The organism is Variovorax sp. EBFNA2, assembly GCF_033802765.1.
GTDB lineage: Bacteria > Pseudomonadota > Gammaproteobacteria > Burkholderiales > Burkholderiaceae_C > Variovorax > Variovorax paradoxus_H.
This window is the reverse complement of record NZ_CP138496.1, coordinates 2566531-2591076: the sequence shown is the minus strand read 5'-3', so window position 1 is coordinate 2591076 and position 24546 is coordinate 2566531. Positions and strand designations below refer to the sequence as shown.

Below are 24546 nucleotides of genomic sequence, written 5' to 3'. Positions count from 1 at the left end.
CCTATGATCTTGTCATTCCACCCAGGAGACAAAGACATGACCGCCGCCCGCTACCCCCTCGCCGAACTGAAAGACCTGCCCGACGACATCCGCACCGCGATCCTCGCCGTGCAGGAAAAGGCCGGCTTCGTGCCCAACGTGTTCCTCGGCCTTGCGCGCCGCCCCGCCGAATGGCGCGCCTTCTTCGCGTACCACGACGCGCTGATGCTGAAGGAAGAAGGCTCGCTCACCAAGGGCGACCGCGAGATGATCGTCACGGTCACCAGCGCGGCCAACCAATGCCTGTACTGCGTGGTGGCACATGGCGCGCTGCTGCGAATCTACGAGAAGAAACCGCTGGTGGCCGACCAGGTGGCGGTGAACTACCGCAAGGCCGACATCACGCAGCGTCAGCGCGCGATGCTCGACTTTGCGATGAAGGTCTGCGAGCGCTCGCACGAGATCGACGACCGCGACTTCGGGCCGCTGCACGCGCACGGCTTCGACGACGAGGACATCTGGGACATCGCGGCCATCACGGCCTTCTTCGGCCTGAGCAACCGGCTGGCCAGCTTCAGCGGCATGCAGCCGAACCCGGAGTTCTTCCTGATGGGCCGGCTGCCGCGCGAGAAGAAATAAGACGACGACGGTTGCCGCAGCGGACTCAGGCCTTGCCGCGGCACGAGGCCAGCGCGTCAAGCGCGGGCCTGTAGGTGGGCGTGGTCACGTCCATGAGGCCCAGCACCGTGTGATAGAGGTTGTCGTGCGTGAGCGGTGCGTCCAGGCCCGCTTCCATACATGCGCGCGAGAGCTTGCGGCGTTCGCTCATGCCGTCGCCGAACCACGTGACCAGGGGCACGTGCTTCTGCGCGTCGGGCGCGAAGCTGTACGGCACGCCGTGCAGGAACAGCCCGTACTCGCCCAGTGACTCGCCGTGGTCGCTCATGTAGAGCAGCGCCGGGTCGTACTGCTTCGACTGGGCCTGGAGCCAGTCGATGGTCTGGCCGAGGAAGTGGTCGGTCTGGGCGATCGAGTTGTCGTAGACGTTCATCAGCTCGGCATGCGCGCACTCGGCCAGCGCGTTGGTCTTGCACTCCGGTGCGAAGCGTTTCAGCTCGGGCGCCGAGCGCTTGTAGTAGGCCGGGCCGTGGCTGCCCATCTGGTGCATCACGAGCACGATGCCCTTGGCGCGGCGCTCCGCCGGCAGTGCGGCGATGCGCGCGTCGAGGCCCTTGAGCATCACGTCGTCGAGGCACTCTTCGCCGTCGCACAGCGACTTCTTCGTGGCGGCGTCGAGGCCGTCGAAGGCCGACGCATTCGGAACGCGCTCACACACGCCCTTGCAGCCGGCCTGGTTGTCGAGCCAGAACACCGCCAGGCCCGAGGCCTGCAGCACGTCCATGAGGTTCTCGTACTCGTCCTTGCGCGACTCGTAGCCGCTCTTGCCCAGGGGCGAGAACATGCAGGGCACCGAGGCCAGCGTGTTGGTGCCGCACGAGCGCACCTCGCGGTAGCTCAGCACGTTGCGCTTCGCAAGCTCGGGCGTGGTGTCATGGGCGTAGCCGTTCAGGCCGAAGTGATCGGCGCGCGCGGTCTCGCCCACCACCACCACGAACAGCGGCGGCCGCTTCTGCGCCGCGTAGCTCGGCCCCAGCGCGGTGCCGGCGGTGATCGGGATCAGCTTGCTGCTGCGCTTGAACATCGGCTTGAGCACCACGGCGCCGGCCGAGTAGAGGCTGGCGATCGGGTTCATCATGTAGCGCAGGTGCACGTTGTTGCGCATCAGCGGCGCGAGCTGCCGGTTCATGGCCACGCCCGTTCCCACGGCCACGACCGCGGCCAGCACCAGCAGCAACGCGTTGCGCCAGGCGTGCGACAGCAGCCCCATCGGCACGATGCGCACACGCCACAAGGCCCAGGCCGCGGGCAGCACCACCACGAGCACATTGAAGGCCATGCGCCCGCTCAGCAGGTCGCGCGCTTCATTGGGGTCGGTCTGGAATGCGTTGGCGATCATGCTCGGGTCCATCACCACGCGGTACTGGAGCATGTAGTGCTGCGCCACCGCGGCGATCACGACCACGGCCAGCCACAGCGGCTTCATCCAGCGCGACCAGGCCGTGAGCGAGAGCATCGCGACGGTGCCGCAGAAGGTGAGCAGCCCCAGGGCGACGACGGTCGGCAGGTAGGTGCTGGGCGCGCCGCCCAGGCGGGCCAGGTCGTTCAACAGCGGCCAGTTGGCCGCGAGGCCAAGGTACAGGCTCAGCCAGACGATCACCTGCCGGGTCGAGCGGGGCTGCGAGATCCGGCGGTCGATGCGTTGCCACAGGGTGGCGTCGGCGCCGGCATCCGACAGCGGCGCGGGACCGGATTCAGAGCGGTGGATGGCACGCGCAAACAGCGCGGTGTCGAGACGCGAAACAGACATGTCGCCACTGTAGGCAACGTGTCTGAAGAGAGCCTGAATACTTCATTCAGCGCGCGTTCAGGCTCGGCCGATGCGCGCGCGGCGCAGCAGCCGCAGGCGCGGGCTGCGCGACACCGCACGGCCGGCGGGGCGGCTGATGCCACGCTCCACCACGATCGCGACCAGCGCCGCCAGGATCGCGGCGGCCGTCACGTCGGTCGGAAAGTGCAGGCCCAGGTACAGCCGGCTCCAGGCCACCACCACCGCCGCCACGAGCGCCAGCCGCATGGGCGTGCGCCACGGCAGGCACCACAGCGAGAAGGCCGCGGCAAAGGTGCCAGCCGCATGCAGGCTCGGAAAGCCCGGGCGCGCGCCCTGCGGCACCCACTGGATGCCCAGGCCGTAGAACGCGGGCCGCGGAAACGGCAGCAGCGAACGGAACACGTTCACCACCAGCCACACCACGATCACGCTGACGAGCGCGGTGAAAAAGGCATGGCGCCAGCGGCGGTCGAAGGCCGCGGCAGCGGTGATCGACAGTGCCAGCAGCGTCGGCAATACATCGGACGCGAAGACCGCGAAGCGGATGCTCCACGCCGGCGCGGAGGCCGAGGCGTTGATCCAGCTGAACAGGGCGAAATCAAGGGCTTGCATGCAGGGGCGCAGTGCGTTCGGTGGGAAGAGGTTTCCGGCGGCGCGTCACCGCCAGCTCGATGGCAAAGCCGACCGTCCAGCAGACCCAGGCGGTCCACAGCGTGTGGCTCATGTAGTGCGCGCCGCGCAGCTGTTGCGCCACGCCGAGCACGAGGCCGGCGACCAGCGCCGTGCCGAGCCACGCGAGGGCCGCGCGCGGCGCCACGTGCCGCAGCACGAAGTAGCCGCCGATGAAGGCGAAGGCCGCCGAGGCATGGCCGGCCGGGAAGCAGCCGCCCGGTCCGCCGTCGCGCAGGCCCCAGGCCCAGTGCGATACGTGGCGCGCCACGCCGCCGAATTCCTTCAGGTCCCAGGGGCAGCTGGTGTCGCTCGCGTGCTTGAGCAGGCTCACGGCCAGCACCGAGGCCAGCACGCTCAGCGCCAGCTGCACGCGCGCGGCGGTGGGCAGCCGGCGCAGCACGCCCACGGGCCAGCGGATGGCGGCGAACAGGCCGACGAGCAGCAGCCAGCTCAGGTTCTTGGCGCCCTCGTGCATCACGTGGACCAGGAAGGGGTTGTCGCGCCACGGAAAGCCCATCGGCGTGCCGGCCAGGCGGGCCAGCGGCAGGTCGCCGCCGAGCGCATCCCAGGTCATCAACAAGGCCAGAGCAAGCAAGGTCAGGACTCCGGGACGGAGGTTCGGGAAACGACGGAACATGAAGAAACAGGCCTCGGAACAGACTGGGCGCGAGCCTACGCACGCAGGATGAACCCCGTCTGAAGCAACCTGAACGATTCCTGACGCAACGGCCAGGGAGGCGACGCTAGACTTCGAGTTTTTGTAAGGCCACCGCGTGCGAATCTTGCTGGTCGAAGATGACAGTTCGTTGGCAGACGCGGTCTGCAGCTACCTGGTCGCCAAGGCGTTCGTCGTCGATGTGGCCCCCAGCCTGGCCGAAGCGCGCGGTGCGCTGCTGTCGGTGCAGTACGCAGCGGTGCTGCTCGACCTGCACCTGGGCGACGGCGACGGCCTCTCGCTGCTGCCCCAGGTGCGTGCGCTGCGCGAGCCACCGATCGTCATCGTGCTCACGGCGCGCGACCAGGTCACCGACCGCATCCGCGGCCTCGATGCCGGCGCCGACGACTACCTCATCAAGCCCTACGACCCGGCCGAGCTGCTCGCGCGGCTGCGCGCCGTGGAGCGCCGGCGCAGCGCCAACACCTCGCCGGTGCTGCAGCTGGGCACGCTGGAGATCGACCTGGCCCACGACCGCGTGCGCAAGGACGGCATACCTGTCGTGCTCACGCAGAAGGAATGGGCGCTGCTGCGCGTGATGGCCACGCGGCCCGAACGCATCCACACGCGCGACAACCTGGCCGATGCGCTCTATGGCTTCGGCGACGAGGCCGACAGCAACACGCTCGAGGTGTTCATCAGCCGGCTGCGGCGCAAGCTTGGGCGCAGCCACATCCAGACGCTGCGCGGCCTGGGCTACCGGCTGTCGTTCTCGGCGGACGACGAGGAATGAGCGGCGCCCTCCTTCGCGACCGCCGCGATTCGCTCGCCGGGCGCCTCACGCGCACGCTGATCCTGTGGGTCGGCGGCGTGTGGCTGCTGTGCGTGTTCGCCGTGGTCTGGTACGTGGACCGCGAGATCAACCACAACTTCGACAACGAGCTGGTGGAGGTGTCGCACCGCATGTTCGACATGGCGGTGCAGGAACTCGACAAGCTGAAGCAGCATCGCGAGAACGGCACGCGGGACGCACCGCTCATTGCGCCCAAGCAGCTGTTCTCCGAAGACGCCGTGCTGTACCAGGTGGTCGACGTGCACGAGCACGTGCTGCTGCGCTCGGCCGAGGCGCCCAACGACGCCTTCGACGTGCCGCTGGCCGCCGGCTTCGCCAACAACCAGACCTGGCGCATCTACACCGTGCGGCACCCCACGCTCGGCCTGTACTTCCAGGTGGCCGATCCGCTCGACGAGCGCCGCCGCGCGCTGAACCGCACTTTGTTCGGTCTGATCATCCCGCTGGGCGCGGTGCTGCCGCTGCTGGCACTGGTGCTGCGGCGCGTGGCGCGCACCGAACTGCGCGTGCTGCAGCAGCTGGCCGCCGAGATCGAGAAGCGCAGCGGCACCGACCTGCGCCCGATCACCCTGCCCGGCCTGCCGCAGGAACTGCGCGCGGTGGGCGACCATGTCAACCGCCTGCTCGAGCGGCTGTCGCAGTCGCTCGACGTGGAGCGCGCGCTGGCCGCCAACGCCGCGCACGAGCTGCGCACGCCGCTGGCCGCCGCGCGCCTGCGGCTGCAGACCGCGCTCGACCACGACCTGAAGCGCACCGACGTCGAAGGCGCGCTGCAGGCGCTGCAGATGCTCAGCCACCGCACCGAGAAGCTGCTGCAGCTGTCGCGCGCCGAATCGGGCGCCTCGCTCACGCGGGCGCGGGTCGACCTCGTGCAGCTGGCGGGCACGGTGGCGCAGGAGTTCTGGCAAGACCCGCAGACCAACGAACGCCTGAAGCTCAGGGTGCCCGACAGCGCGGCGCCCGTGGCCTTCGGCGACGTCGACGCGCTGGCGATCGCGCTGCGCAACCTCGTCGAGAACGCGCTGCGCTACAGCGGCGACGGCCGCGTGACGATCGAAGTGGCGGCGCCCTGCGTGCTCGTGGTGCGCGATGCGGGCCCGGGTGTCAGCGCCGAACAGCTGGAGTCGCTGCACCAGCGCCATGTGCGCCATGGCTCGGACCGCGCCGGCTACGGCCTGGGCATGTCGATCGTGGGCACCATCGTCGAGAAGCACAACGCGACACTGGAGCTGGCCTCGCCGCCGCCCGGCATGGCGCGCGGCTTCGAGGCGCGCATCGTGCTGCAGCCGGCCTGAGCCTGTTTCGCCAGGCTCAGTCGCTGACGATCTCGCGCAGCCAGTCGGGCAGCGGCAGCGCCTTCTGCTTCGGGAAGTCGACCCAGATGGTGGTGGCGCCGCCGGCCGCGCAGAGCACGTCGGGCGCGTCTTCGCGGACCATGGTGGCCCAGCTTTCGAACGTAGTGCGTCCCGGGTCGCTCACGTACATCTTGATTCGCACGTTGCCCGGGTACTCGATCTGCCGGTAGAAGTTGCAGAAGGCGTTGACGATCACCATGCCCTCGCCGCCCGGCGTGGGCTCCACGCCGAGCGAGCGGATCCAGTCGATGCGCGCGGTCTCGAGGTAGCGAAAGTAGGTGCCGTTGTTCAGGTGGCCCATGGCGTCCATGTCGCCCCAGCGGATGGGGATCGACATTTCGAACACGAGCTTCTTCTTTTCGGGGATTTCGATTCTCATCGGTGGGCCTTGATGGATGCGAGGATGCCCAGGACAAACAGCGCCGCCGCCAGCCACTCGGTGGCCTGCGGCCAGCGGCCGTCCCAGAGGAAAGAGTAGAACAAGGCGAACAGCGTCTCGCTCACGATCAGTTGGCCGCACAGGCTGGCCGAGAGGCGCTGGCTGGCGACGTTCCAGAGGATGGTTGCGAGCCACGACGAGCCGAAGCCGCTCGCCAATGCAACCCAGATGAAGAGCATGCCCTCGGGCTGAGACTGCAGCGTGGCGACATCGCTGCCCGCCACCGCCCACAGCAGCAAGGCGCCGAGGCCGGTCGCAATGCCGAGCCAGTTGGCCCAGTCGGCCGCGTGCACCTCGCGGTGCCGTTGCAGCCAGGCGGCGTTGAGCAGGCCGTAGACCGTCCAGCTCACCATCGCGGCCAGCGCCAGCGCGATGCCCCAGCCGAAGCGCGCACCGCCGCCGCCACCGCCATGCTGCGTCGACCACGCGCCCCAGATCATCAGTGCGATGCCCGCGCCCGTGAGCAGCAGGCCGGGCAGCAAGGCCCGCATGTGCAGGCCCGCGGGCCGGCCCAGCAGCATCATCCAGACGGGAATCGTGCCGATGATGAGGCTGGGCACCTCGGTGCCCGCCGCTGCGATGCCAAAGGCCAGCAGCAGGTAGTACCCGCTGAAGCCCAGCACGCTGAGGCCAAGCGCCGCCAGCGCCTGCCGGCCCGTGGGCCAGCGCATCGCCGCAGGCCGCGCGAACACCGCCAGCGCCGACACCGCACCGAACACCGCGAAGCGCGCCGCTGTGATGTCGACCATGCCGAAGTGCCCGACCATGCGCGGCGCCACGAACACCAGGCCCCAGAGCGCGCCCGCAGCCAGCCCGGCCGCAATGCCGATCCACGCCCGCGGGCTCAGAGTGCGAACCCGTCGTCGGCCGCGATGACCGCGCCGTTCACGAAATGGCTCTCGCCGCTGGCCAGCAGCACGATCAGGCCATCGAGGTCTTCAGGCTTGCCCACGCGCTTGCGCGGCAGCATGCCGACCAGCTTGGCGCCGCGCTCGGTGCTCCAGTGCTCCTCGTTGAGCTCGGTCGTGATGTAGCCCGGGCACAGCGCGTTCACGTTGATGCCGAAGCGGCCCCATTCGAGCGCCATGGCCTTGGTCATCTGCACCACCGCGGCCTTGCTCATGCAGTACGCGCCGATCTGCGGCATGACCTTGAGCGCCGCCGACGACGCGATGTTGATGATGCGTCCGCCGATGTAGGTGCCCGGCGCGGTGCCCTGGGCGCGCGCCAGCATGCGCTTGCCGACCTCTTGCGCGACGAAGAAGGAACCCTTCACGTTGGTGTCGAAGATGTAGTCGTAGTCCTCGGGCGTGACGTCCTGCAGGCGCTGCGTGGTGCTCACGCCCGAGTTGTTGACCAGGACGTCGATGGGCCCGACTTCGGTTTCGGCGCGCGCCACGGCGGCCTTGATGCTGCCGATGTCGGTCACGTCGAGCTCGACCACGTGGGCGTCGTGGCCCTCGCCTTCGATGCGCGCGCGCAGCTCCTTGAGCTTCTCGACGCGGCGGCTGGCCAGCACCACGGCGGCGCCGGCACGGGCCAGCGTTTTCGCGAACTGGGCGCCCAGTCCGCTGGAGGCGCCGGTGACGAAGGCCACGCGGCCGGAGAGATCGATGCTGTAAGCCATGGGCAGAATCCTGTGGAGTCGCGCAGGTGACGCAGGGCGCCTCGCCTGCGGGCGACAAGGAGCACCGCCGGACGCCGCATAAAATGCCCGGCGAACCGGGACGCCCCCGCGCCTCTAAAAATCATTATCGACCCAACCCACATGACGCACGACGAAATCCTCGCCCAGTTCGGCCCTCGCGAAGCCATGGAATACGACGTGGTCGTGGTCGGCGGCGGCCCCGCCGGCCTCTCGACCGCGATCCGCCTCAAGCAGCTCGCCGCCCAGCAGGAGAAGGAAATCTCCGTCGTGGTGCTCGAGAAGGGTTCCGAGCCCGGCGCGCACATCCTGTCGGGCGCCATCATGGACCCGCGCGCGCTCAACGAACTGCTGCCCGATTGGCAGGAACTCGGCGCGCCGCTGAACCAGCCCGTGACCGACGACGCCATGGTGTTCCTCGGCGAGAAGTCGGGCCTGCGCACGCCCAACGCGTTCCTGCCGGCCTGCTTCCAGAACCACGGCAACTACATCATCAGCCTGGGTGCGTTCACCAAGTGGCTGGCGCAGCAGGCCGAGAACCTCGGCGTGGAAATCTTCCCGGGCTTCCCGGCCGCCGAAGTGCTCTACAACGAGAACGGCTCGGTGCGCGGCGTCGCCACCGGCAACATGGGCGTCGGCAAGGACGGCGAGCCCACCGAGAACTTCCAGCTCGGCATGGAGCTGCTGGGCAAGTACACAGTGTTTGCCGAAGGCGCGCGCGGCCACCTGGGCCGCCAGCTCATCGCGAAGTTCAAGCTCGACGAAGGCCGCGACCCGCAGACCTACGGCCTGGGCGTCAAGGAAGTCTGGGAAATCGATCCCAAGCGCCACCAGCCCGGCTTCGTGCTGCACACGGCCGGCTGGCCGATGAAGAGCGACACCTACGGCGGCGCGTTCCTCTATCACATGGAGGACAACAAGGTCACGATGGGCTTCATCACGGGCCTGGACTACAGCAACCCGTACCTGAGCCCGTTCGAGGAAATGCAGCGCTGGAAGCTGCACCCCAACATCCGCTGGTACCTCGAGGGCGACGAAGCCAAGGGCATCAAGCCCGCCAAGCGCATCGGCTACGGCGCGCGCGCCATCACGGCCGGCGGCCTGATGTCGCTGCCCAAGACGGTGTTCCCGGGCGGCGCGCTGGTCGGCTGCGAAGCCGGTTACCTCAACGTGAGCCGCATCAAGGGCAGCCACGCCGCCATCAAGACCGGCATGCTGTGCGCCGAGGCCGCGTTCGACGCGGTCATGGCCGGCCGCCAGCACGACGAACTCACGGCCTACCCCGCCGCGTTCGAGAAGAGCTGGCTCTACACCGAGCTGAACAAGGCGCGCAACTTCAAGGCCTGGTTCAAGAAGGGCCTGGGCATCGCGACGCTCATGAACGGCGTCGAGCAGTGGCTGCTCAAGGGCCACATTCCATGGACCCTGCGCCGCAACAAGCCCGATCACCAGTACCTGAAGCCGGCCGCCGAGTGCAAGCCCATCGTCTATCCGAAGCCGGACGGCAAGCTCACCTTCGACCGCCTGTCGAGCGTGTTCATCAGCAACACGAACCATGAAGAGCAGCAGCCCGCCCACCTGACGCTGAAAGACGCGTCGGTGCCGGTCAACATCAACCTCGCCAAGTTCGCCGGCCCCGAAAGCCGCTACTGCCCGGCCGGCGTGTACGAGTTCGTGCCCGACGAAGCCAGCGCCGGCAAGGAGCGCCTGCAGATCAACGCGCAGAACTGCGTGCACTGCAAGACCTGCGACATCAAGGACCCGACGCAGAACATCGTCTGGGTCACGCCCGAAGGCGGCGGCGGTCCGAACTACGTGGGCATGTAAGCCCCGCCGCATCGATGCATGCAAGCCCTCTTCGGAGGGCTTTTTTCATGGCGCGTCAGGCGAGGTACGCGGCGACCTCGTCGGGCGTGAGGAAGTGCACCAGCGACACCTGCGGGTTCTGCTCGGCGTGCAGCACGTGGGTGAACCCGTTCCAGCCGCGCGCGGGCTTGTCGTCCGTCTCCAGCGCGACGAGCACCAGCCGGCCCTGCCTGCGCGCGTTCTCGCGCAGCGTGCCTTCCCCCCAGGACCACGCCATGCGGTCCACCAGCTCGCCCTTGGCGTAGGCGGTCGCCTGCAGCCAGAGGAACGAGGCGGCATCGCTGTCGCCGTCGCGGCGCGTGCGCGGCGGCTGCCGGATGCCCAGCGTCTGGGCGTGCGTTTCCATCAGGTCCTGCAGCAGGGTGAAGGCGTGGAAGTTGTTGTTGAGGCCCTGGGCGCGAACGACCATGCCCGCGCGCGACGCCGGCAGCAAAACCACCAGCTCGTCCTCGTACGACAGCAGAGCTGCAGCGCGCAGGAAGTGCAAGGCCTCGAAGGGCAGCGAGTCGTTGGCGTACATCGCCTCGACGTGCGCGAGCAGGCCTTCGTCCGCCACCAGCGACTGGTGGTTGCGCACATCGCGCACCACCATGGTCATGAGCGGCAGCACCAGCAGGTCGACCGCGCGCTGGCGCGCATCGACCTCGAAACGCGCCGGCGGCGACAGCGACGCGAGCGCCGCTTCGGCGGCCTGCCAGGCGGCGAGTGCTTGCCCGTCCTGCGGTTCGCCCTCCTCCCCCTCGTCGTCCTCGTCGGGTTCGTCCGGCTGCGCCGCGCAGTACGGCGCCAGCGACGCCAGCAGGCGCCCCGCCAGCTGCCGCACGGCGTCGAACATGAGCTGCGGATCGGCGCCGTTCTCGACCAGCGCGCCGCAGAACACCGCCAGCAACGCGGCCCGGTGCGGATGCAGGTCGCCGAACTGCGCGACGGCGGCCCGCAGCACCTCGTCCTTCGCCGCGCCCTCCACCACCTCGAAGTAGAGCCCGCGGACCTCCGGCCGCTTGAAGAAGGAAGCCTGGGTGTCGAGGTCGGCGTCCTGCAGCACAGGCAAACGCAGGGTGGCAAGGAGATCGGGAGGCAGCATGGGCATGCGCAAATTGTGCGACACCCGCCGACGCTATCCTCGCGAGGCAAGGACACAAGGAGACAGGAACTCATGCACATCGTCATCACCGGCGGCGCCGGCTTCCTCGGCGCGCGCCTGGCGCGCACCCTGCTGGCGCGCGGCCGGCTTTCGCTCGCGGGCGCGACCGAACGGGACATCGAACGCATCACCCTCGTGGACCGCGTGGCGCCGCCCGCAGACCTCGTGGCCGATGCGCGCATCGCAGCCGCCACGGGCGATCTCAACGCCCAGCTGGCCGACGACGGCGCCACCTTCTGGCGCGAGGCCGACGCGGTGTTCCATCTCGCAGCCGCCGTCAGCGGCGAATGTGAGGCCGACTTCGACCTCGGCATGCGCAGCAACTTCGCCGCCACGCACGGCCTGCTCGAGAAGCTGCGCGCGCTCGGCACGCGGCCGGTGCTGGTGTTCTCCAGTTCGCTCGCCGTGTTCGGCGATTCGCCCGAGCAGCCGCTGCCCGCGCTCATCGACGACCACACGCTGCCCACGCCGCAGACCAGCTACGGCATCCAGAAATTCATCGGCGAGCAGCTGGTGGCCGACTACACGCGCAAGGGCTTCGTGCAGGGGCGCAGCGTGCGCCTCATGACGGTGAGCGTGCGGCCCGGCCAGCCCAACGGCGCGGCCTCGGGCTTCTTCAGCGGCATGATCCGCGAGCCGCTCGCCGGCCTGCGCGCGGCCTGCCCGGTGCCCGACGAGACGCCCGTGGCCATCGCCTCGCCGGCCCGCACCATCGAAGGCATCGTGCGCGCCGCGGAGGCCGGCGATGCCGACTGGGGCCCGCGCACCGCGCTCAACCTGCCGTCGCTGGCCACCACCGTGGGCGAGATGGCCGCTGCGCTCGAACGCGTGGCCGGCCGCGCCGCCACGGACTTGCTCGACCGCACACCCGACGCCACCATCGGCCGCATCGTGAAGACCTGGCCGGGCCGCTTCGACACCCCGCGCGCCCGGGCCCTGGGCCTGGCGTCCGACGAGAGCTTCGACGCGGTAATTCGCGCCTACGTCCGTGAAAGTCCCGACGCGGTGAAACTGCTTATTCGTGCATAGTCAATTCTTTGCGTGAAACCGGTCTCAGGCTGTTTTGCGCGCCCCCTTTTTTCACCCGAGGAGACAGACAAATGAAGTTGACCCGACTGGCCGCCGGCCTGGTTCTGGGCATGGGCATGGCCTGCGCCGCTTTTGCGCAGACGACCATGAAGATCAGCATTTCCACCGCGCAGAACTCGCACCAGGGCGTGGCCATCGACACCTTCGCCAAGGAAGTCGAAAAGCGCACGGGCGGCCGCTACAAGGTCCAGACCTTCTACAACGGCGCGCTCGGCGGTGAACGCGAGTCGATCGAAGCGGTGCAGCTGGGCACCCAGGAACTGGCCTTCTCCTCGACCGGCCCGATCCCGAACTTCGTGCCCGAGACCAAGATTCTCGACGTGCCCTTCCTGTTCCGCGACAAGGCGCATGCGCGCGCCGTGCTCGACGGCCCCATCGGCCAGGAGATGCTGACCAAGTTCGACGCCAAGGGCTTCAAGGCGCTGGCGTGGGCCGAAAACGGCTTCCGCCACATGACCAACAGCAAGCGCGACGTGAAGGGCCCCGAAGACCTCAAGGGCCTGAAGATGCGCACGATGGAAAACCCGGTGCACATCGCCGCCTACAAGGGCTTCGGCATCGTGACCACGCCGATGGCCTTCCCCGAGGTGTTCACGGCGCTGCAGCAGGGCACGGTCGACGGCCAGGAGAACCCGCTGCCGGTGATCATCTCGGCCAAGTTCGACCAGGTGCAAAAGCACCTCTCGCTGACCGGCCACGTCTACTCGCCCTGCATCTTCGTGATGAACAAGGGCACCTTCGACAAGCTCAGCGCGGCCGACAAGCAGGCTTTCCTCGACGCCGCCAAGGAAGGCACCAAGGCCAACCGTGCGCGCGTGGACGAAGACGACGCCAAGGGCGTGGCTGACCTGCGCGCCAAGGGCATGACCGTGATCGACAACGTCGACAAGGCCAAGTTCGTGGCGGCGCTGACGCCAGTCAATGCCCAGTTCGAAAAGGACTTCGGCAAGGCCAACCTGGACAAGATCCGCAACTTCAAGTAACTCCCCGGCGGCTGTCCTCCTGACAGCGTCGATGCCCGCCCAGCTTTGTCTGGCGGGCTTTTTTCGTTGAGAACCCGAAGAAACCGAAAAAACCGAACCATGCGAGCTGTTGTGTATGAAAGATAAATTCCTCGGCATCGAGCGCTGGACCACCGGCGTGTCGATGGTCGCAGCCTGCCTGATGCTGGTGATCGCCTCGGCGCTGGGCGTGTTCCAGATCGTCACCCGCTTCGTGCTGGAGCAACCCGCCGAATGGAGCGAGATCCTGATCCGCGTGAGCCTGATCTGGATGGTGTTCCTGGGCATTCCGATGGCCTTCCGCCAAGGCGCGATGGTCAGCGTCGACGTGCTCTACCGCTGGAGTTCGCCGCGCGTGCGCCGCGTGCTCGACGCCGTGGTGGCGCTGGCCGCACTGGCGCTGATGCTGGTCATTCTGTGGTGGGGCTGGGACTACGCGATGCGCGGGCGCGTGCAGTCGATGGCCGGCCTCGAAAGCCTGTCGATGGTGTGGGCCTACCTGGCGCTGCCCGTCGGTTCCGTGTTCTGTCTGTTCGGCATTGCCGGCAATTTTCTCGATCCCAAGCGGCTTGAGCTGGAGACCGCGCAATGAGCGTCGTGATGGTTGCAACGATGGTGCTTTGCTTCGCACTGTCGGTTTCCGTGGCCGTGTCCATCGGTCTGGCGTCGATCCTGGGCATCCAGGTCACCAACGCCAACATGCTGATCTCCGTGAAGGAGATGTTCAATTCGATCAACAAGTTTCCGCTGGCGGCCATTCCGTTCTTCATCCTGGCCGGCAACCTGATGGAAACCGGTGGCATCTCGCGCCGACTGGTCGAGTTCGCCAAGAGCATCGTGGGCGGCGTGCAGGGCGGCCTGCCGATGACCTGCGTGCTGACCTGCATGATCTTCGCGGCGGTGTCGGGCTCGTCGGTGGCCACCACCTTCGCCATTGGCGCCATCCTGATCCCGGCGCTCATCAAGCACGGCTACCCGACGTCGTACGCGGCGGCGCTGCAGGCCACGAGCGCCGAGCTGGGCGTGATCATTCCGCCGTCGATTCCGATGATCCTGTACGGCGTGAGCGCCGAAGTCTCGATCGGCGAGCTGTTCATCGCGGGCTTCGGCCCCGGCATCCTGATCAGCGGGGCGCTCATGCTCTTCGTGTGGGTCTACTGCAAGTGGAAGGGCTGGGGCAAGACCGACGGCGACGGCCGCATGCCTTTCGGGCGTGCGCTGTGGCAGGCCGGCTGGGCACTGCTGATGCCGGTGATCATCCTGGGTGGCATCTACGGCGGCATCTTCACGCCGACCGAAGCCTCGGCGGTGGCGGTGTTCTACGCGCTCGTCGTGGGCATGGTGATCTACCGCGAGATCAAGATCACCGACCTGTTCGCGATCCTGCGCAAGTCGGTGCTGTCGTCGGCGGTGATCATGTTCATCATCGCCAACGCCGGCCTGTTCGCGTTCCTGATCACGCGCGCCGGCGTGCCCGACGCCATCGGCCACTGGCTGCAGGACGTGCTGAAGTCGCCCGCGATGTTCCTGCTGGGCGTGAACGCGGCGCTGTTCGTGATCGGCATGTTCATCGAGACCAGCGCGGCCATCATCGTGCTGGCGCCGATCCTTGCGCCGGTGGCGGTGCATTTCGGCGTCGACCCGGTGCACTTCGGCCTGATCATGGTGGTGAACCTGGCGCTGGGCATGATCACCCCGCCCTTCGGCGTGAACCTGTTCGCGGCCTGTACGGTGGCGCGCATCTCGCTCGACCGGATCGTGAGGCACCTGATCCCGTTCGTGCTGGTGATCCTGGGCTGCCTGCTCATCATCACGTACGTGCCCTGGGTCTCGCTGTCGCTGCGCGACCTGGTCTACAGCCGGTAGACACAGGCACCACGCCCACCCGCACACGGCGGGCGGCCTTCGCGGGCCGCCCGCCGTGTCGTTTCAGCGCTTCGGCTCCTGCTGCAGGTACTGGCTCGGCGGCACGCCGAGCGTGCGGCGGAACATCGCGGTGAAGGCGCTCGGGCTCTCGTAGCCGTGCGCCAGCGCCACCTCCAGGATCGACGCGCCCGCGGCCAGCCGCGGCAGGCTCAGCAGCAGCCGCGCCTGGCGGCACCACGCACCGAAGGTCATGCCGGTCTCGCGTTCGAACAGCCGCGCCAGCGTGCGCGCGTTCATGTGCAACCGCACCGCCCAGCCGTCGAGCGTGGCGGGCTGCGCGGGGTCGCGGATGAGCGCTTCGCACAGCGCGGCCAGGCGCGCGTGGCGCGGCATCGGCACATGCAGCGACAGCGCGGGCGCAGCCTCGATCTCGTCGAGGATCAGCTCCATCACGCGCTCGTCGCGCCCGCCCGGCGCGTAGTCGAGCGGCAGCGACACGGCCGCGACGATCAGCTCGCGCAACAGCGCCCCCACATGGATCACGCGGCAGTCGGTGCCCGGGTCGGCGCGCGTGCCGGGCTCGACGAAGACGGTGCGCATCTTGACCTCGCCCGCCATGCGCAGCTGGTGCGTCATGCCGGGCGGCACCCAGACGCCGCGCCCCGGCGGCACCACCCAGCTGCCGGCCGCGGCGCTGACCATCATCACGCCCGAGATCGCGTGGATGAGCTGGCCGCGACGGTGTGCGTGCGGCGGAATGAAGGCGTCGCCCGCCGGATCGGTGGCGAGCACGGCCACGGCGCGCGGGGTCGATTCGCCTTCTTCGGGGCGCAAGTTCAGTTTGTCCATTTCACGACGATGTTTGCACATTCATAGCGAGAACATCTTTCCGTGTCTTTCTACGATGGCTTTTCACCCTCTTTTTCTCCCATCGGACATCGAAGAAAGAAGCCATCGAATGAACACGTGCCGACTCGGGCTGCTCACCGGCACCCACGCCGTCAACGACCTCTACCAGGGCCTCGTGCCCGCGCTGCTGCCCTTCATGGTGCTGGAGCGTGGCTACAGCTACACGGCCGTGAGCGGCCTGATGCTGGCGGCCACCGGGCTGTCGAGCGTGGTGCAGCCGCTGTTCGGCCTGTACGCCGACCGCCACCCGCGCGCCTGGCTGGTGCCCGTGGGCTTCCTGGTGGCGGCGCTGGGCGTGGTGCTGGCGGGCCTGAGCCAGAGCTACCTGCTGACCTGGATCGCGGTCGCGCTGTGCGGGCTGGGCATCGCGGCCTACCACCCGCCCGCCACCGTGGCGGCGCGCGCGGCCGGCGGCGCGTCGCAGAAAGCGATGAGCGTGTTCTCGGTGGGCGGCACCATCGGCGCCTCGTTCGCGCCCGTGCTGGCGGCCACGGTGGTCGGCGGCGGCAGCCTGTCGCGCAGCTACCTGCTGGGCATTCCTGCGGTGGCGATGGGCGTGGTGTGGATCGCGGTGAACGCGCGGCGCGGTGCCGTCGCCAGCCACGCGGCAGCCGCGGCGGCGCGCGTCGCACAGGCCCGCGCCCAGGTGCTGAAACCGCACAACGACTGGCGCGCCTTCAGCCTGCTGGTCGCGACCATCGTGGGCTGGTCGATCCCGTACGTCACGGTGCTGTCGATGCTCTCGCTGCGCATCACGCGCGACCTGCACGGCACCACCTTCCAGGGCGCCGCGGCGCTCACCGCCTTCACTGCAGCGGGTGCCGTGGGCACGCTGGCCGGCGGCTGGCTCGGGGATCGCGTCGGGCGCATGGGCACGATTCGCTGCGGCTATCTGCTCGCGCTGCCGGCGATGGCGGGCCTCGTGCTCGCGTCGACCCCGGGCGCAGCGCTGGCCTGCACCGCGTGGCTCGGCATGAGCATGTTCCTGCCCTTCGCCGCGCAGGTGACGCTCGCGCAGGACTACCTGCCGCGCAACCCGGCCACCGCCAGCGGCATCACGCTCGGCCTCGCGCTCTCGGTCGGCGGGCTGGTGTCGCCGCTGTTCGGCCTGCTGTCGGACGCACGCGGGCTCGGCGTGACGCTCACGGTGGTGTTGTGCGTGCTGTGCGTTGCGACCGTGCTGGCCTTGCGGCTTCGCAACCGCACGGTGCAGGTGATGGCGGGCGAGGCTGCTGCGGCCTGACCCCAACCCCGCGCCTCTCGTGCGCAGGACACTGGGTGCTTCTCGCAGCGAAATCAAGGAGGAGCCGAAGGCGGGGGACATTCGCGGAGAGAAGTACCCGGTGTCCTGTGCACACGCCTGAACAACGGACCACCGAAATCCGTGGGCCATTCAACGCCGCGCGCGCCCTCTTTCACTGCCAGAATCGACGCAAGCTTCGACGTCGAGCCTGACAGACAAGAAGAAGGAAAGAGGAAGGAGAAGGACGCCATGCATCGAATCGCCGCCCAAGGTTGCAGCCTCGCAGCCATCGGCCTGCTGGCCACGGCCGGTCTCGCGGCCCCACCGGCCGCCGCGCCTGTGCCGTCGTCGGCGGCAGCACCCGTCGTCGCCGCGAGCCCCGTCGCCCATCTCGCTGAAGTGGAAGCCGCGGTGCGCGCCTGGGCGGCGGCCTGGTCCGCGCGCGATGTCGAGCGCTACCTCGCCGCCTATGCGCCCGACTTCACCCCCGCGCGCGGCCAGACCCGCGAACGCTGGGAGGCCGACCGGCGCGCCCGCATCACGGGCAAGTCGCGCATCAGCGTGGGCATCGAGGGGCTGGTGATCAGCATCCAGGGCACGTCGGCCAGCGCGGAGTTCCGGCAGGTCTATCGCGCCGATGCGCTGACCGAAACCGACCGCAAGACGCTCGAGCTGCAACGCATGGGCACGCGCTGGCTGATCCGCAAGGAAAACAGCGCGGGCAACTGATCCGCGCCGCCATTTCCCTGTAAGGCAAATGGTTCACGAAGGTGTCACCACTTGCAACGATGCTGCAGCCTTCGACCTCCGAAAGCTGTGGCTGCCATGTTCCCCACCAAGACCGAGAAGGCCCGCGACGAACTCCAGGCCGGGCAGCGCACGCTCAGCCAGCGTGAGCGCGCCCTGCTGCTCATGGCCGACGGGCGGCGCTCGCTGACCGACTTCAGTCCGCTCTTCCCGAGCCGCGGCGAGGCCGAGCAGGCGATCCAGGGCCTGATGCAGCGCGGCTACCTCCAGGACGCGCGGCCGGTGCCGGTCCAACCGCCGCCCGTTCCCACGTCCGCTCCGACCGCCGAGCCGATCCAGGTCGCCACCTCGGCCGACAGCTTCGACGGCAAGCGCTCGCTGGCCACCACGCGCATGTTCCTGTTCGACATCTGCGAGCGCATGTTCGTGCGCCGCGACCCGCGCTTCGCCAACCAGATGCGCGACGCCCTGCGCGAGGCGCGCGACCGCGAGGCCATGCTGACCATCGCTGCGCTGATGCTCTCCGAGATCGAGAAGGCCGCCGGCCCCGAGCGCGCCGACTCGCTGCGCGAGCGCATCGACAAGCTGCTGCCGCTGGCCGAAACCGTGCACTGAACCTGGCGGCTGCGGGTCGCCATCCCTCAACCAGGGGACGCGGGCCCCCAGGGCTGCTTGCTAGAACCCAACTCCCAAAACAAGGAGGTTCAGCATGCCGAGTCCGAAGAGCTATCACTTCACGCTTCCCAAGTCGAAACGACCGGGCGAAGTCTCCCTCAACGAGCCGTGGTACCCCGGCGTGCAGCCCTACTGGCCGACGTGCACGACGAAGCGATCGGTCGATCCGATCATGGGCATCACCACGGTGGTCATTCACGCAACGGCCGGTGGGTCGTCTGCCGGCGCCATCTCGGTGATGAAAAAGCCGACCGATGCCGCCTCGTTCCACTGGCTGGTTCCCGATGAAGATGAGGACCAGCACGGCGAACTCGTCTGGGCCTGCGTGCCGGAGGCGCTCGCGGCATGGCACGTGCGCAATGCGGCCTCGCATCCCGATGTGAACGACGGCGCCAAGCGCGTCAACCACTGGTCGCTTGGCATCGAGGTCGTGAACAAGCAGGAGCTCGACCCGTTCTCCCCTTGGCAAGTCGAAATCACGGCCCGCATCGTTCGCCATTGCTGGGCCAAGTACCCCAACCTCGCCCACGTGGTCTCGCATGCCAAGCTGGACCCGGACCGCCGCACCGACCCCGGCACCTTGTTCGATTGGGAGCGCTTCAAGCATCTGGTGCTGAATGGCGAGGCCGATGCCATTCCCGTGGCGGTCGCTTCCGCCAAGCCGCTCTCTGAACTGCCGGCGTCCGAGGCGCTGGGGTGCTGCCACACCTGAGGCCCCCACGAGCACTTCGACACCAGCCCCGGCCCCGCGATCCACTACACTCGCCGGGTCAGGAGAGAGCCCCGCATGACGGGGCCGCCGAAGGCGCAGGGGATCCCCGAACGCTCAGGCAAAAGGACTGACAAGACGCCGGCCACCACCGGCGTTTCCTTGCTGGAGAGAGGCCGTGGCATTGCATGCGGCCCACCGAAGGAGCAAACCCCGATCGTGGGGCGAATCTCTCAGGTAAAGCGGACAGCAGGGGTGGCCCGTGGCGTTGCAGCCATGGATTTCGACTGCCCCTTTGGAGTGCCCCGTGGCTGCTTCTTCCGCTTCCTCCGACGCCCAACTTCTCAAGACACCGCTGTACGACCTCCACGTGGAGCTCGGCGCGCGCATGGTGCCTTTCGCCGGCTATTCGATGCCGGTCCAGTACCCCGCCGGCCTGATGGCCGAGCACAAGCACACGCGCGATGCGGCCGGCCTGTTCGACATCTCGCACATGGGCCAGCTGCGCCTCGTCGGCCCCGACGCCGCCGCCGCCTTCGAAACCCTGATGCCCGTCGACGTGGTCGACCTGCCGGCCGGCAAGCAGCGCTACGGTCTGCTGCTGAACGACGAGGGCGGCATCCTCGACGACCTGATGTTCTTCAACGAAGGCCACGGTTCGCTCTTCGTGATCGTCAACGGCGCCTGCAAGGTGGCCGACATCGCCCACATCCAGCAGAAGATCGGCGCGCGCTGCGAGGTGCAGCCCCTGCCCGACCACGCCTTGCTCGCGCTGCAGGGCCCGCAGGCTGCGGCCACGCTGGCGCGCCTGTCGCCCGGCATCGAGCGCTTCGTGTTCATGACGGGCGGCGCGGTGCAGATCGGCGGCATCCCCGCCTTCGTCACCCGCAGCGGCTACACCGGCGAAGACGGCTTCGAGATCTCGGTGGCCGGCAAGGACGCCGACGCCCTCGCCCGCCTGCTGCTCGCGCAGCCCGAAGTGAAGCCTGTCGGCCTGGGCGCGCGCAACTCGCTGCGGCTCGAAGCCGGCCTGTGCCTGTACGGCAACGACATCGACACCACCACCACCCCGGTCGAAGCCTCGCTTAACTGGGCGATCCAGAAGGTGCGCCGCGCCGGCGGTGCGCGCGAAGGCGGCTTTCCGGGCGCGGCCAAGGTGCTGGCCCAACTGGCCGCCGTCGCCTCGGGTGCGGCCGGCCACACCGACCACGAGACGCTCACGCGCAAGCGCGTCGGCCTCGTGGCGCTGGAGCGCATTCCGGTGCGCGACGGCACGCTGCTGCAATCGCTCGAAGGCCAGGACATCGGCACCGTCACCAGCGGCCTGCTCGGCCCCACAGCCGACCGCTGCGTCGCCATGGGCTACGTGGCTGCTGCCTTTGCCGAGCCCGGCACGCGCGTGCAGGCCATCGTGCGCGGCAAGCCGGTGCCGATGGAGGTGTCGACGATGCCTTTCGTGCCGACGCGCTACTACCGCGGCTGACCGCCACTGAACACCGCAGACCCGGCTAGGCTCTGCACCCCGATTCCATTTTTTCCACGAGGAGTTTTTTCATGAGCATCAAATACACCAAGGACCACGAATGGGTGGCGGCTGAAGGCGGCGCCGCCACCGTCGGCATCACCGTGCATGCGCAGGACGCGCTGGGCGACGTGGTGTTCGTCGACCTGCCCGAAGTCGGCAAGACCTTCGCACAGGGCGAGGTCGCCGGTGTGGTCGAGTCGGTGAAGGCCGCCGCCGATGTGTTCATGCCCGTGTCGGGCGAGATCACCGAAGTGAACGAAGCGCTGCGCGCCGACCCGTCGCTGGCCAACAGCGACCCGCTGGCCTCCGGCTGGTTCTTCAAGGTCAAGCTGAGCGAGCCCGCGCAGCTCGACGCCCTGCTCGACGCGGCCACCTACGACAAGTTCGCCGCCGAATCCTGATCCGCTGAACCGCAGCAGTTTCTTCGCACCTTCGTTCCTTCCCCCCGAGCCTTCACCGCCATGCCGATTCCCGCCCTTCCCTCTTTGCAAGAACTAGAGAACGCCGAAGAATTTCTCGCCCGCCACATCGGCATCGATGCAGCGGACGAGGCGCGCATGCTGCCGGTGATCGGCTCGGAAACGCGTGCGGAGCTCATCGACGGCATCGTGCCGGCGGCCATCCGCCGCGCGAAGCCGATGCGCCTGCCCGCGCCGGTGACCGAAGCCGACGCGCTGGCCGAGCTGAAGACGCTGGCGTCGAAGAACAAGGTGTTCAAGAGCTTCATCGGCCAGGGCTACTACGGCACGCACACGCCGGGCGTGATCCTGCGCAACATCCTGGAGAACCCCGCCTGGTACACGGCCTACACGCCCTACCAGGCCGAAATCTCGCAGGGCCGCATGGAAGCCCTGCTCAACTTCCAGACGATGGTGTGCGACCTCACGGGCATGGCCATCGCCAACGCCTCGATGCTCGACGAGGCCACGGCAGCCGCCGAGGCCATGACGCTCGCCAAGCGCAGCGTGAAAAGCAAGAGCAACGTGTTCCTGGTGTCGGGTGATTGCCACCCGCAGACCATCGAGGTCATCAAGACGCGCGCCGCGCCGCTGGGCATCGAAGTCAAGGTGAGCACCGTGTCGGAAACGCTGCCGCACCTGATGGTGAGCGGCGAGTTCTTCGGCGTGCTCGCACAGTACCCCGCCACCACCGGCCACGTGCACGACCTGCGCCCGCTCGCGGGCCACGCACACCAGTGCGACGCCGCCTTCATCGTCGCGGCCGACCTGCTGGCGCTGACTCTCTTGGTCGCCCCCGGCGAGTTCGATGCCGACATCGTCTGCGGCACCACGCAGCGCTTCGGCATGCCGCTGTGCAACGGCGGCCCGCACGCCGCCTACCTGGCCTGCCGCGATTCGTTCAAGCGCTCACTGCCCGGCCGCCTCGTCGGCGTGAGCGTCGACACGCACGGCCAGCCCGCCTACCGCCTCGCGCTGCAGACGCGCGAGCAGCACATCCGCCGCGAGAAAGCCACCTCCAACATCTGCACCGCGCAGGTGCTGCCGGCCGTGGTCGCCAGCATGTACGCCGTGTACCACGGCCCCGACGGCCTCACGCGCATTGCCCAGCGCGTGGCCGTGCTCACCGCCATCCTCGCCAGGGGCCTGTCGCAGATGGGCCGCGAGCCGGTGAACACCACCGCCTTCGACTCGCTGACGATCCGCACCGGCGACGACACGGCCGCGATCATCGAGCGTGCGCAGGCCGGCGGCGTCAACCTGCGCCAGCGCCTGCAGCAGCACCTGGGCATCTCGCTGGACGAAACCACCACGCGCGCCGACATCGAAACCCTGTGGGCGCTGTTCGTGCCCGCCGGCACCGCGATGCCGCGCTTCGACGAACTGGCCGAGAGCACCACGCCGCTGATTCCCGACGACCTGCGTCGCACCAGCGCCTTCCTCACGCACCCGGTGTTCAACACCCACAAGAGCGAAACCGCGATGCTGCGCTACATCCGCAGCCTGTCGGACAAGGACCTCGCACTCGACCGCAGCATGATCCCGCTGGGCAGCTGCACCATGAAGCTCAACGCGACCAGCGAGATGATCCCCATCACCTGGCCCGAGTTCGCGAACATCCACCCCTTTGCGCCCGCCGAGCAGCTGCAGGGCTACGCCCAGCTCGACGCGCAACTGCGCGCCTGGCTGTGCGAGGCCACGGGCTACGCGGGCATCAGCCTGCAGCCCAATGCGGGCTCGCAGGGCGAGTACGCGGGCCTGCTGGCCATCAAATCGTTCCACGAAGCCAAGGGCCAGGGCCACCGCAACATCTGCCTGATTCCCTCGTCGGCGCACGGCACCAACCCGGCCAGCGCCCAGATGGTGGGCCTGCAGGTGGTGGTGACGGCCTGCGACGCGCAAGGCAACGTCGACATGGACGACCTGAAGCGCGCCTGCGAAAAACACAGCGCCCACCTGGCCGCCGTGATGATCACCTACCCGAGCACGCACGGCGTGTTCGAAACGCGCGTGAAGGAACTCTGCGAACTCGTGCATGAACACGGCGGCCGCGTGTACGTCGACGGCGCCAACATGAACGCGCTGGTCGGTGTGGCCGCGCCGGGTGAATTCGGCGGCGACGTGAGCCACCTGAACCTGCACAAGACCTTCTGCATTCCGCACGGCGGCGGCGGCCCGGGCGTCGGCCCGGTCTGCGTGGTCGAAGACCTCGTGCCGTACCTGCCGGGCCATGCGACGGCCGGCGTGCCCTCGAACGGCGTGGGCGCCGTGTCGGCCGCGCCGCTGGGCAATGCGGCCGTGCTGCCGATCAGCTGGATGTACTGCCGCATGATGGGCGCCAAGGGCCTGCAGGCCGCGACCGAAACGGCCATCCTGAGCGCCAACTACATCAGTGCGCGCCTGAAGGACCACTACCCCACGCTGTACGCGAGCCCCAACGGCCACGTCGCGCACGAGTGCATCCTGGACCTGCGCCCGCTCAAGGACACCAGCGGCGTCACCGCGGAAGACGTGGCCAAGCGCCTCATCGACTACGGCTTCCACGCGCCCACGCTGAGCTTCCCCGTGCCGGGCACGCTGATGGTCGAACCCACCGAAAGCGAACCGCTGGCCGAGCTCGACCGCTTTGTCGACGCGATGATCGCCATCCGCGGCGAGATCCGCCGCGTCGAAGAAGGCGTCTGGTCGAAGGACGACAACCCGCTCAAGCACGCGCCGCACACCGCCGCGAGCCTGCTCGGCAGCGAGTGGAGCCACCCCTACTCGCGCGAACTCGGCGCGTTCCCGCTGGCCGAACTCAAGCAGGCCAAGTACTGGCCGCCGATCGGCCGCGTCGACAACGTCTACGGCGACCGCAACCTGTTCTGCAGCTGCGTGCCGGTGGGCGACTACCAGGAAGCCGAAGAGGCCTGACGAAGGTGCAGGCGGCGGCGCCTGGCCGCCGTCAGCCTTCGCGGCGGTACATCGCCCACTTCACGGTGAGCAGGTCCGCGGCGATCTTCGCGGCGTTCACGCCGGCATAGGCTTCGGACGGATCGAACTCGAAGCCCGCCTGGTAGCGCTTGATGTGCGCGTAGTCCCGGTCGAAAGTCATCGGGCCCATGAGTTCGGTGGGGTCGGTGCCGGCGGGAAGCGCCAGGAATTTTTCGGGGTCGGTGGTGCTCTGGTAGAGATCGACGCTCATCAGGTTCATGGCTTGCCCTCGGAGTCTGGAGCACAAATCATCTCGGCCCTTTGCTGCGCATGCAATCGGCCTGCGCCTACACG

Annotated in this window: 24 protein-coding genes and 2 riboswitches; of the genes, 15 read left to right on the top strand and 9 right to left on the bottom strand. The window is 68.4% G+C overall.

What is annotated here, in order from left to right; genetic code table 11:
* Positions 1-36 precede the first annotated feature (36 nt).
* Entirely contained in the window at positions 37-618 is a 582-nt protein-coding gene (locus tag RZE79_RS12085) for a peroxidase-related enzyme (RefSeq protein WP_319360587.1), read from the top strand.
* A gap of 25 nt (positions 619-643) precedes the next feature.
* Here RZE79_RS12085 and RZE79_RS12080 read toward each other — a convergent pair whose 3' ends face one another.
* From RZE79_RS12080 to RZE79_RS12070, 3 genes are read right to left on the bottom strand one after another with little or no spacing between them, the layout of a single operon-like run.
* Positions 644-2407 carry a phosphoethanolamine--lipid A transferase gene (locus tag RZE79_RS12080; RefSeq protein ID WP_319360586.1) on the bottom strand — a complete coding sequence of 588 codons (1764 nt, stop codon included), beginning with the start codon at positions 2405-2407 and terminating at the stop codon, positions 644-646.
* A 57-nt stretch (positions 2408-2464) separates the two neighbouring features.
* On the bottom strand, positions 2465-3040 hold the full coding sequence (locus tag RZE79_RS12075) for a phosphatase PAP2 family protein (protein WP_319360585.1): 576 nt from the start codon (positions 3038-3040) through the stop codon (positions 2465-2467).
* Entirely contained in the window at positions 3027-3695 is a 669-nt protein-coding gene (locus tag RZE79_RS12070) for a phosphatase PAP2 family protein (protein ID WP_319360584.1), read from the bottom strand. Before RZE79_RS12070 ends, RZE79_RS12075 begins: the two co-directional genes overlap by 14 nt.
* A gap of 178 nt (positions 3696-3873) precedes the next feature.
* Here RZE79_RS12070 and RZE79_RS12065 point away from each other — a divergent pair, with 178 nt between their 5' ends.
* Positions 3874-4548: a response regulator transcription factor gene (locus RZE79_RS12065; RefSeq protein WP_056573854.1), complete on the top strand. Its 675-nt coding sequence runs from the start codon at positions 3874-3876 to the stop codon at positions 4546-4548.
* Positions 4545-5903, top strand: coding sequence for a HAMP domain-containing sensor histidine kinase (locus tag RZE79_RS12060; protein WP_319360583.1), 1359 nt, complete (start codon positions 4545-4547; stop codon positions 5901-5903). The genes RZE79_RS12065 and RZE79_RS12060 overlap by 4 nt, the downstream gene beginning before the upstream one ends.
* A gap of 16 nt (positions 5904-5919) precedes the next feature.
* Here the strand turns inward: RZE79_RS12060 and RZE79_RS12055 are convergent, their stop codons facing one another.
* The 3 genes from RZE79_RS12055 to RZE79_RS12045 are packed head-to-tail and all read right to left on the bottom strand — an operon-like array spanning position 5920 to position 8029.
* Positions 5920-6342: an acyl-CoA thioesterase gene (locus RZE79_RS12055; RefSeq protein ID WP_319360582.1), complete on the bottom strand. Its 423-nt coding sequence runs from the start codon at positions 6340-6342 to the stop codon at positions 5920-5922.
* Positions 6339-7187, bottom strand: coding sequence for a DMT family transporter (locus tag RZE79_RS12050; RefSeq protein ID WP_319360581.1), 849 nt, complete (start codon positions 7185-7187; stop codon positions 6339-6341). Before RZE79_RS12050 ends, RZE79_RS12055 begins: the two co-directional genes overlap by 4 nt.
* Positions 7188-7246: 59 nt before the next feature.
* Positions 7247-8029, bottom strand: coding sequence for an SDR family oxidoreductase (locus RZE79_RS12045; RefSeq protein WP_319360580.1), 783 nt, complete (start codon positions 8027-8029; stop codon positions 7247-7249).
* A gap of 141 nt (positions 8030-8170) precedes the next feature.
* Between RZE79_RS12045 and RZE79_RS12040 the strand changes: the two genes are divergently transcribed.
* Positions 8171-9874 (top strand): electron transfer flavoprotein-ubiquinone oxidoreductase, encoded by a 1704-nt coding sequence (locus RZE79_RS12040; RefSeq protein ID WP_319360579.1) that lies wholly within the window; start codon positions 8171-8173, stop codon positions 9872-9874.
* A 55-nt stretch (positions 9875-9929) separates the two neighbouring features.
* Here the strand turns inward: RZE79_RS12040 and RZE79_RS12035 are convergent, their stop codons facing one another.
* Positions 9930-11003, bottom strand: a complete 1074-nt coding sequence (locus RZE79_RS12035; protein WP_319360578.1) for a hypothetical protein — start codon at positions 11001-11003, stop codon at positions 9930-9932.
* Between the two features lie 66 nt (positions 11004-11069).
* Between RZE79_RS12035 and denD the strand changes: the two genes are divergently transcribed.
* From denD to RZE79_RS12015, 4 genes are all read left to right on the top strand, one after another.
* Positions 11070-12086 (top strand): D-erythronate dehydrogenase, encoded by a 1017-nt coding sequence (denD, locus tag RZE79_RS12030; protein ID WP_319360577.1) that lies wholly within the window; start codon positions 11070-11072, stop codon positions 12084-12086.
* Between the two features lie 71 nt (positions 12087-12157).
* Positions 12158-13129, top strand: coding sequence for a TRAP transporter substrate-binding protein (locus RZE79_RS12025; protein WP_319360576.1), 972 nt, complete (start codon positions 12158-12160; stop codon positions 13127-13129).
* A 115-nt stretch (positions 13130-13244) separates the two neighbouring features.
* Positions 13245-13739: a TRAP transporter small permease gene (locus RZE79_RS12020; RefSeq protein ID WP_056573882.1), complete on the top strand. Its 495-nt coding sequence runs from the start codon at positions 13245-13247 to the stop codon at positions 13737-13739.
* Entirely contained in the window at positions 13736-15013 is a 1278-nt protein-coding gene (locus tag RZE79_RS12015) for a TRAP transporter large permease (RefSeq protein ID WP_153284856.1), read from the top strand. The genes RZE79_RS12020 and RZE79_RS12015 overlap by 4 nt, the downstream gene beginning before the upstream one ends.
* Before the next feature lie 63 nt (positions 15014-15076).
* Here RZE79_RS12015 and RZE79_RS12010 read toward each other — a convergent pair whose 3' ends face one another.
* A complete protein-coding gene (locus tag RZE79_RS12010; RefSeq protein WP_319360575.1) occupies positions 15077-15862 on the bottom strand; it encodes a helix-turn-helix transcriptional regulator in 786 nt (261 codons plus the stop codon).
* 109 nt (positions 15863-15971) lie between these two features.
* On the opposite strand from RZE79_RS12010, the gene RZE79_RS12005 reads away from it, so the two are divergent.
* The 7 genes from RZE79_RS12005 to gcvP all read left to right on the top strand — a co-directional run bounded on the left by RZE79_RS12005 (position 15972) and on the right by gcvP (position 24192).
* On the top strand, positions 15972-17165 hold the full coding sequence (locus RZE79_RS12005; RefSeq protein WP_319360574.1) for an MFS transporter: 1194 nt from the start codon (positions 15972-15974) through the stop codon (positions 17163-17165).
* Positions 17166-17414: 249 nt separating this feature from the next.
* Positions 17415-17894, top strand: a complete 480-nt coding sequence (locus tag RZE79_RS12000) for a hypothetical protein (RefSeq protein WP_319360573.1) — start codon at positions 17415-17417, stop codon at positions 17892-17894.
* 96 nt (positions 17895-17990) lie between these two features.
* Positions 17991-18527, top strand: coding sequence for a hypothetical protein (locus tag RZE79_RS11995; protein WP_319360572.1), 537 nt, complete (start codon positions 17991-17993; stop codon positions 18525-18527).
* A 94-nt stretch (positions 18528-18621) separates the two neighbouring features.
* Entirely contained in the window at positions 18622-19299 is a 678-nt protein-coding gene (locus RZE79_RS11990) for an N-acetylmuramoyl-L-alanine amidase (RefSeq protein ID WP_319360571.1), read from the top strand.
* Between the two features lie 49 nt (positions 19300-19348).
* Positions 19349-19439: riboswitch (glycine riboswitch) on the top strand.
* 12 nt (positions 19440-19451) lie between these two features.
* A riboswitch (glycine riboswitch) is annotated at positions 19452-19556 on the top strand.
* Positions 19557-19603: 47 nt separating this feature from the next.
* Complete coding sequence (gene gcvT, locus RZE79_RS11985) at positions 19604-20779, top strand: glycine cleavage system aminomethyltransferase GcvT (RefSeq protein ID WP_319360570.1); 1176 nt, start codon at positions 19604-19606, stop codon at positions 20777-20779.
* A 71-nt stretch (positions 20780-20850) separates the two neighbouring features.
* Positions 20851-21222 (top strand): glycine cleavage system protein GcvH, encoded by a 372-nt coding sequence (gene gcvH, locus RZE79_RS11980; protein WP_153284863.1) that lies wholly within the window; start codon positions 20851-20853, stop codon positions 21220-21222.
* 60 nt (positions 21223-21282) lie between these two features.
* Positions 21283-24192, top strand: a complete 2910-nt coding sequence (gcvP, locus tag RZE79_RS11975) for an aminomethyl-transferring glycine dehydrogenase (protein ID WP_319360569.1) — start codon at positions 21283-21285, stop codon at positions 24190-24192.
* A 31-nt stretch (positions 24193-24223) separates the two neighbouring features.
* Here the strand turns inward: gcvP and RZE79_RS11970 are convergent, their stop codons facing one another.
* A complete protein-coding gene (locus RZE79_RS11970; RefSeq protein ID WP_153284865.1) occupies positions 24224-24472 on the bottom strand; it encodes a hypothetical protein in 249 nt (82 codons plus the stop codon).
* Positions 24473-24546: the final 74 nt, after the last annotated feature.

Excerpts from the sequence above, each read along its gene's own strand:
- RZE79_RS12035 (WP_319360578.1), bottom strand. The coding sequence starts at position 11,003 with ATGCCCATGCTGCCTCCCGATCTCCTTGCCACCCTGCGTTTGCCTGTG.
- RZE79_RS12020 (WP_056573882.1), top strand. The coding sequence starts at position 13,245 with ATGAAAGATAAATTCCTCGGCATCGAGCGCTGGACCACCGGCGTGTCG.
- RZE79_RS12010 (WP_319360575.1), bottom strand. The coding sequence starts at position 15,862 with ATGGACAAACTGAACTTGCGCCCCGAAGAAGGCGAATCGACCCCGCGC.
- RZE79_RS11970 (WP_153284865.1), bottom strand. The coding sequence starts at position 24,472 with ATGAACCTGATGAGCGTCGATCTCTACCAGAGCACCACCGACCCCGAA.
- RZE79_RS12080 (WP_319360586.1), bottom strand. The coding sequence starts at position 2,407 with ATGTCTGTTTCGCGTCTCGACACCGCGCTGTTTGCGCGTGCCATCCAC.
- RZE79_RS12015 (WP_153284856.1), top strand. The coding sequence starts at position 13,736 with ATGAGCGTCGTGATGGTTGCAACGATGGTGCTTTGCTTCGCACTGTCG.
- denD (WP_319360577.1), top strand. The coding sequence starts at position 11,070 with ATGCACATCGTCATCACCGGCGGCGCCGGCTTCCTCGGCGCGCGCCTG.
- RZE79_RS12085 (WP_319360587.1), top strand. The coding sequence starts at position 37 with ATGACCGCCGCCCGCTACCCCCTCGCCGAACTGAAAGACCTGCCCGAC.
- RZE79_RS12025 (WP_319360576.1), top strand. The coding sequence starts at position 12,158 with ATGAAGTTGACCCGACTGGCCGCCGGCCTGGTTCTGGGCATGGGCATG.
- gcvH (WP_153284863.1), top strand. The coding sequence starts at position 20,851 with ATGAGCATCAAATACACCAAGGACCACGAATGGGTGGCGGCTGAAGGC.
- RZE79_RS11995 (WP_319360572.1), top strand. The coding sequence starts at position 17,991 with ATGTTCCCCACCAAGACCGAGAAGGCCCGCGACGAACTCCAGGCCGGG.
- RZE79_RS12055 (WP_319360582.1), bottom strand. The coding sequence starts at position 6,342 with ATGAGAATCGAAATCCCCGAAAAGAAGAAGCTCGTGTTCGAAATGTCG.
- RZE79_RS12060 (WP_319360583.1), top strand. The coding sequence starts at position 4,545 with ATGAGCGGCGCCCTCCTTCGCGACCGCCGCGATTCGCTCGCCGGGCGC.
- gcvP (WP_319360569.1), top strand. The coding sequence starts at position 21,283 with ATGCCGATTCCCGCCCTTCCCTCTTTGCAAGAACTAGAGAACGCCGAA.
- RZE79_RS12000 (WP_319360573.1), top strand. The coding sequence starts at position 17,415 with ATGCATCGAATCGCCGCCCAAGGTTGCAGCCTCGCAGCCATCGGCCTG.
- RZE79_RS12075 (WP_319360585.1), bottom strand. The coding sequence starts at position 3,040 with ATGCAAGCCCTTGATTTCGCCCTGTTCAGCTGGATCAACGCCTCGGCC.
- RZE79_RS12045 (WP_319360580.1), bottom strand. The coding sequence starts at position 8,029 with ATGGCTTACAGCATCGATCTCTCCGGCCGCGTGGCCTTCGTCACCGGC.
- RZE79_RS12040 (WP_319360579.1), top strand. The coding sequence starts at position 8,171 with ATGACGCACGACGAAATCCTCGCCCAGTTCGGCCCTCGCGAAGCCATG.
- RZE79_RS11990 (WP_319360571.1), top strand. The coding sequence starts at position 18,622 with ATGCCGAGTCCGAAGAGCTATCACTTCACGCTTCCCAAGTCGAAACGA.
- RZE79_RS12005 (WP_319360574.1), top strand. The coding sequence starts at position 15,972 with ATGAACACGTGCCGACTCGGGCTGCTCACCGGCACCCACGCCGTCAAC.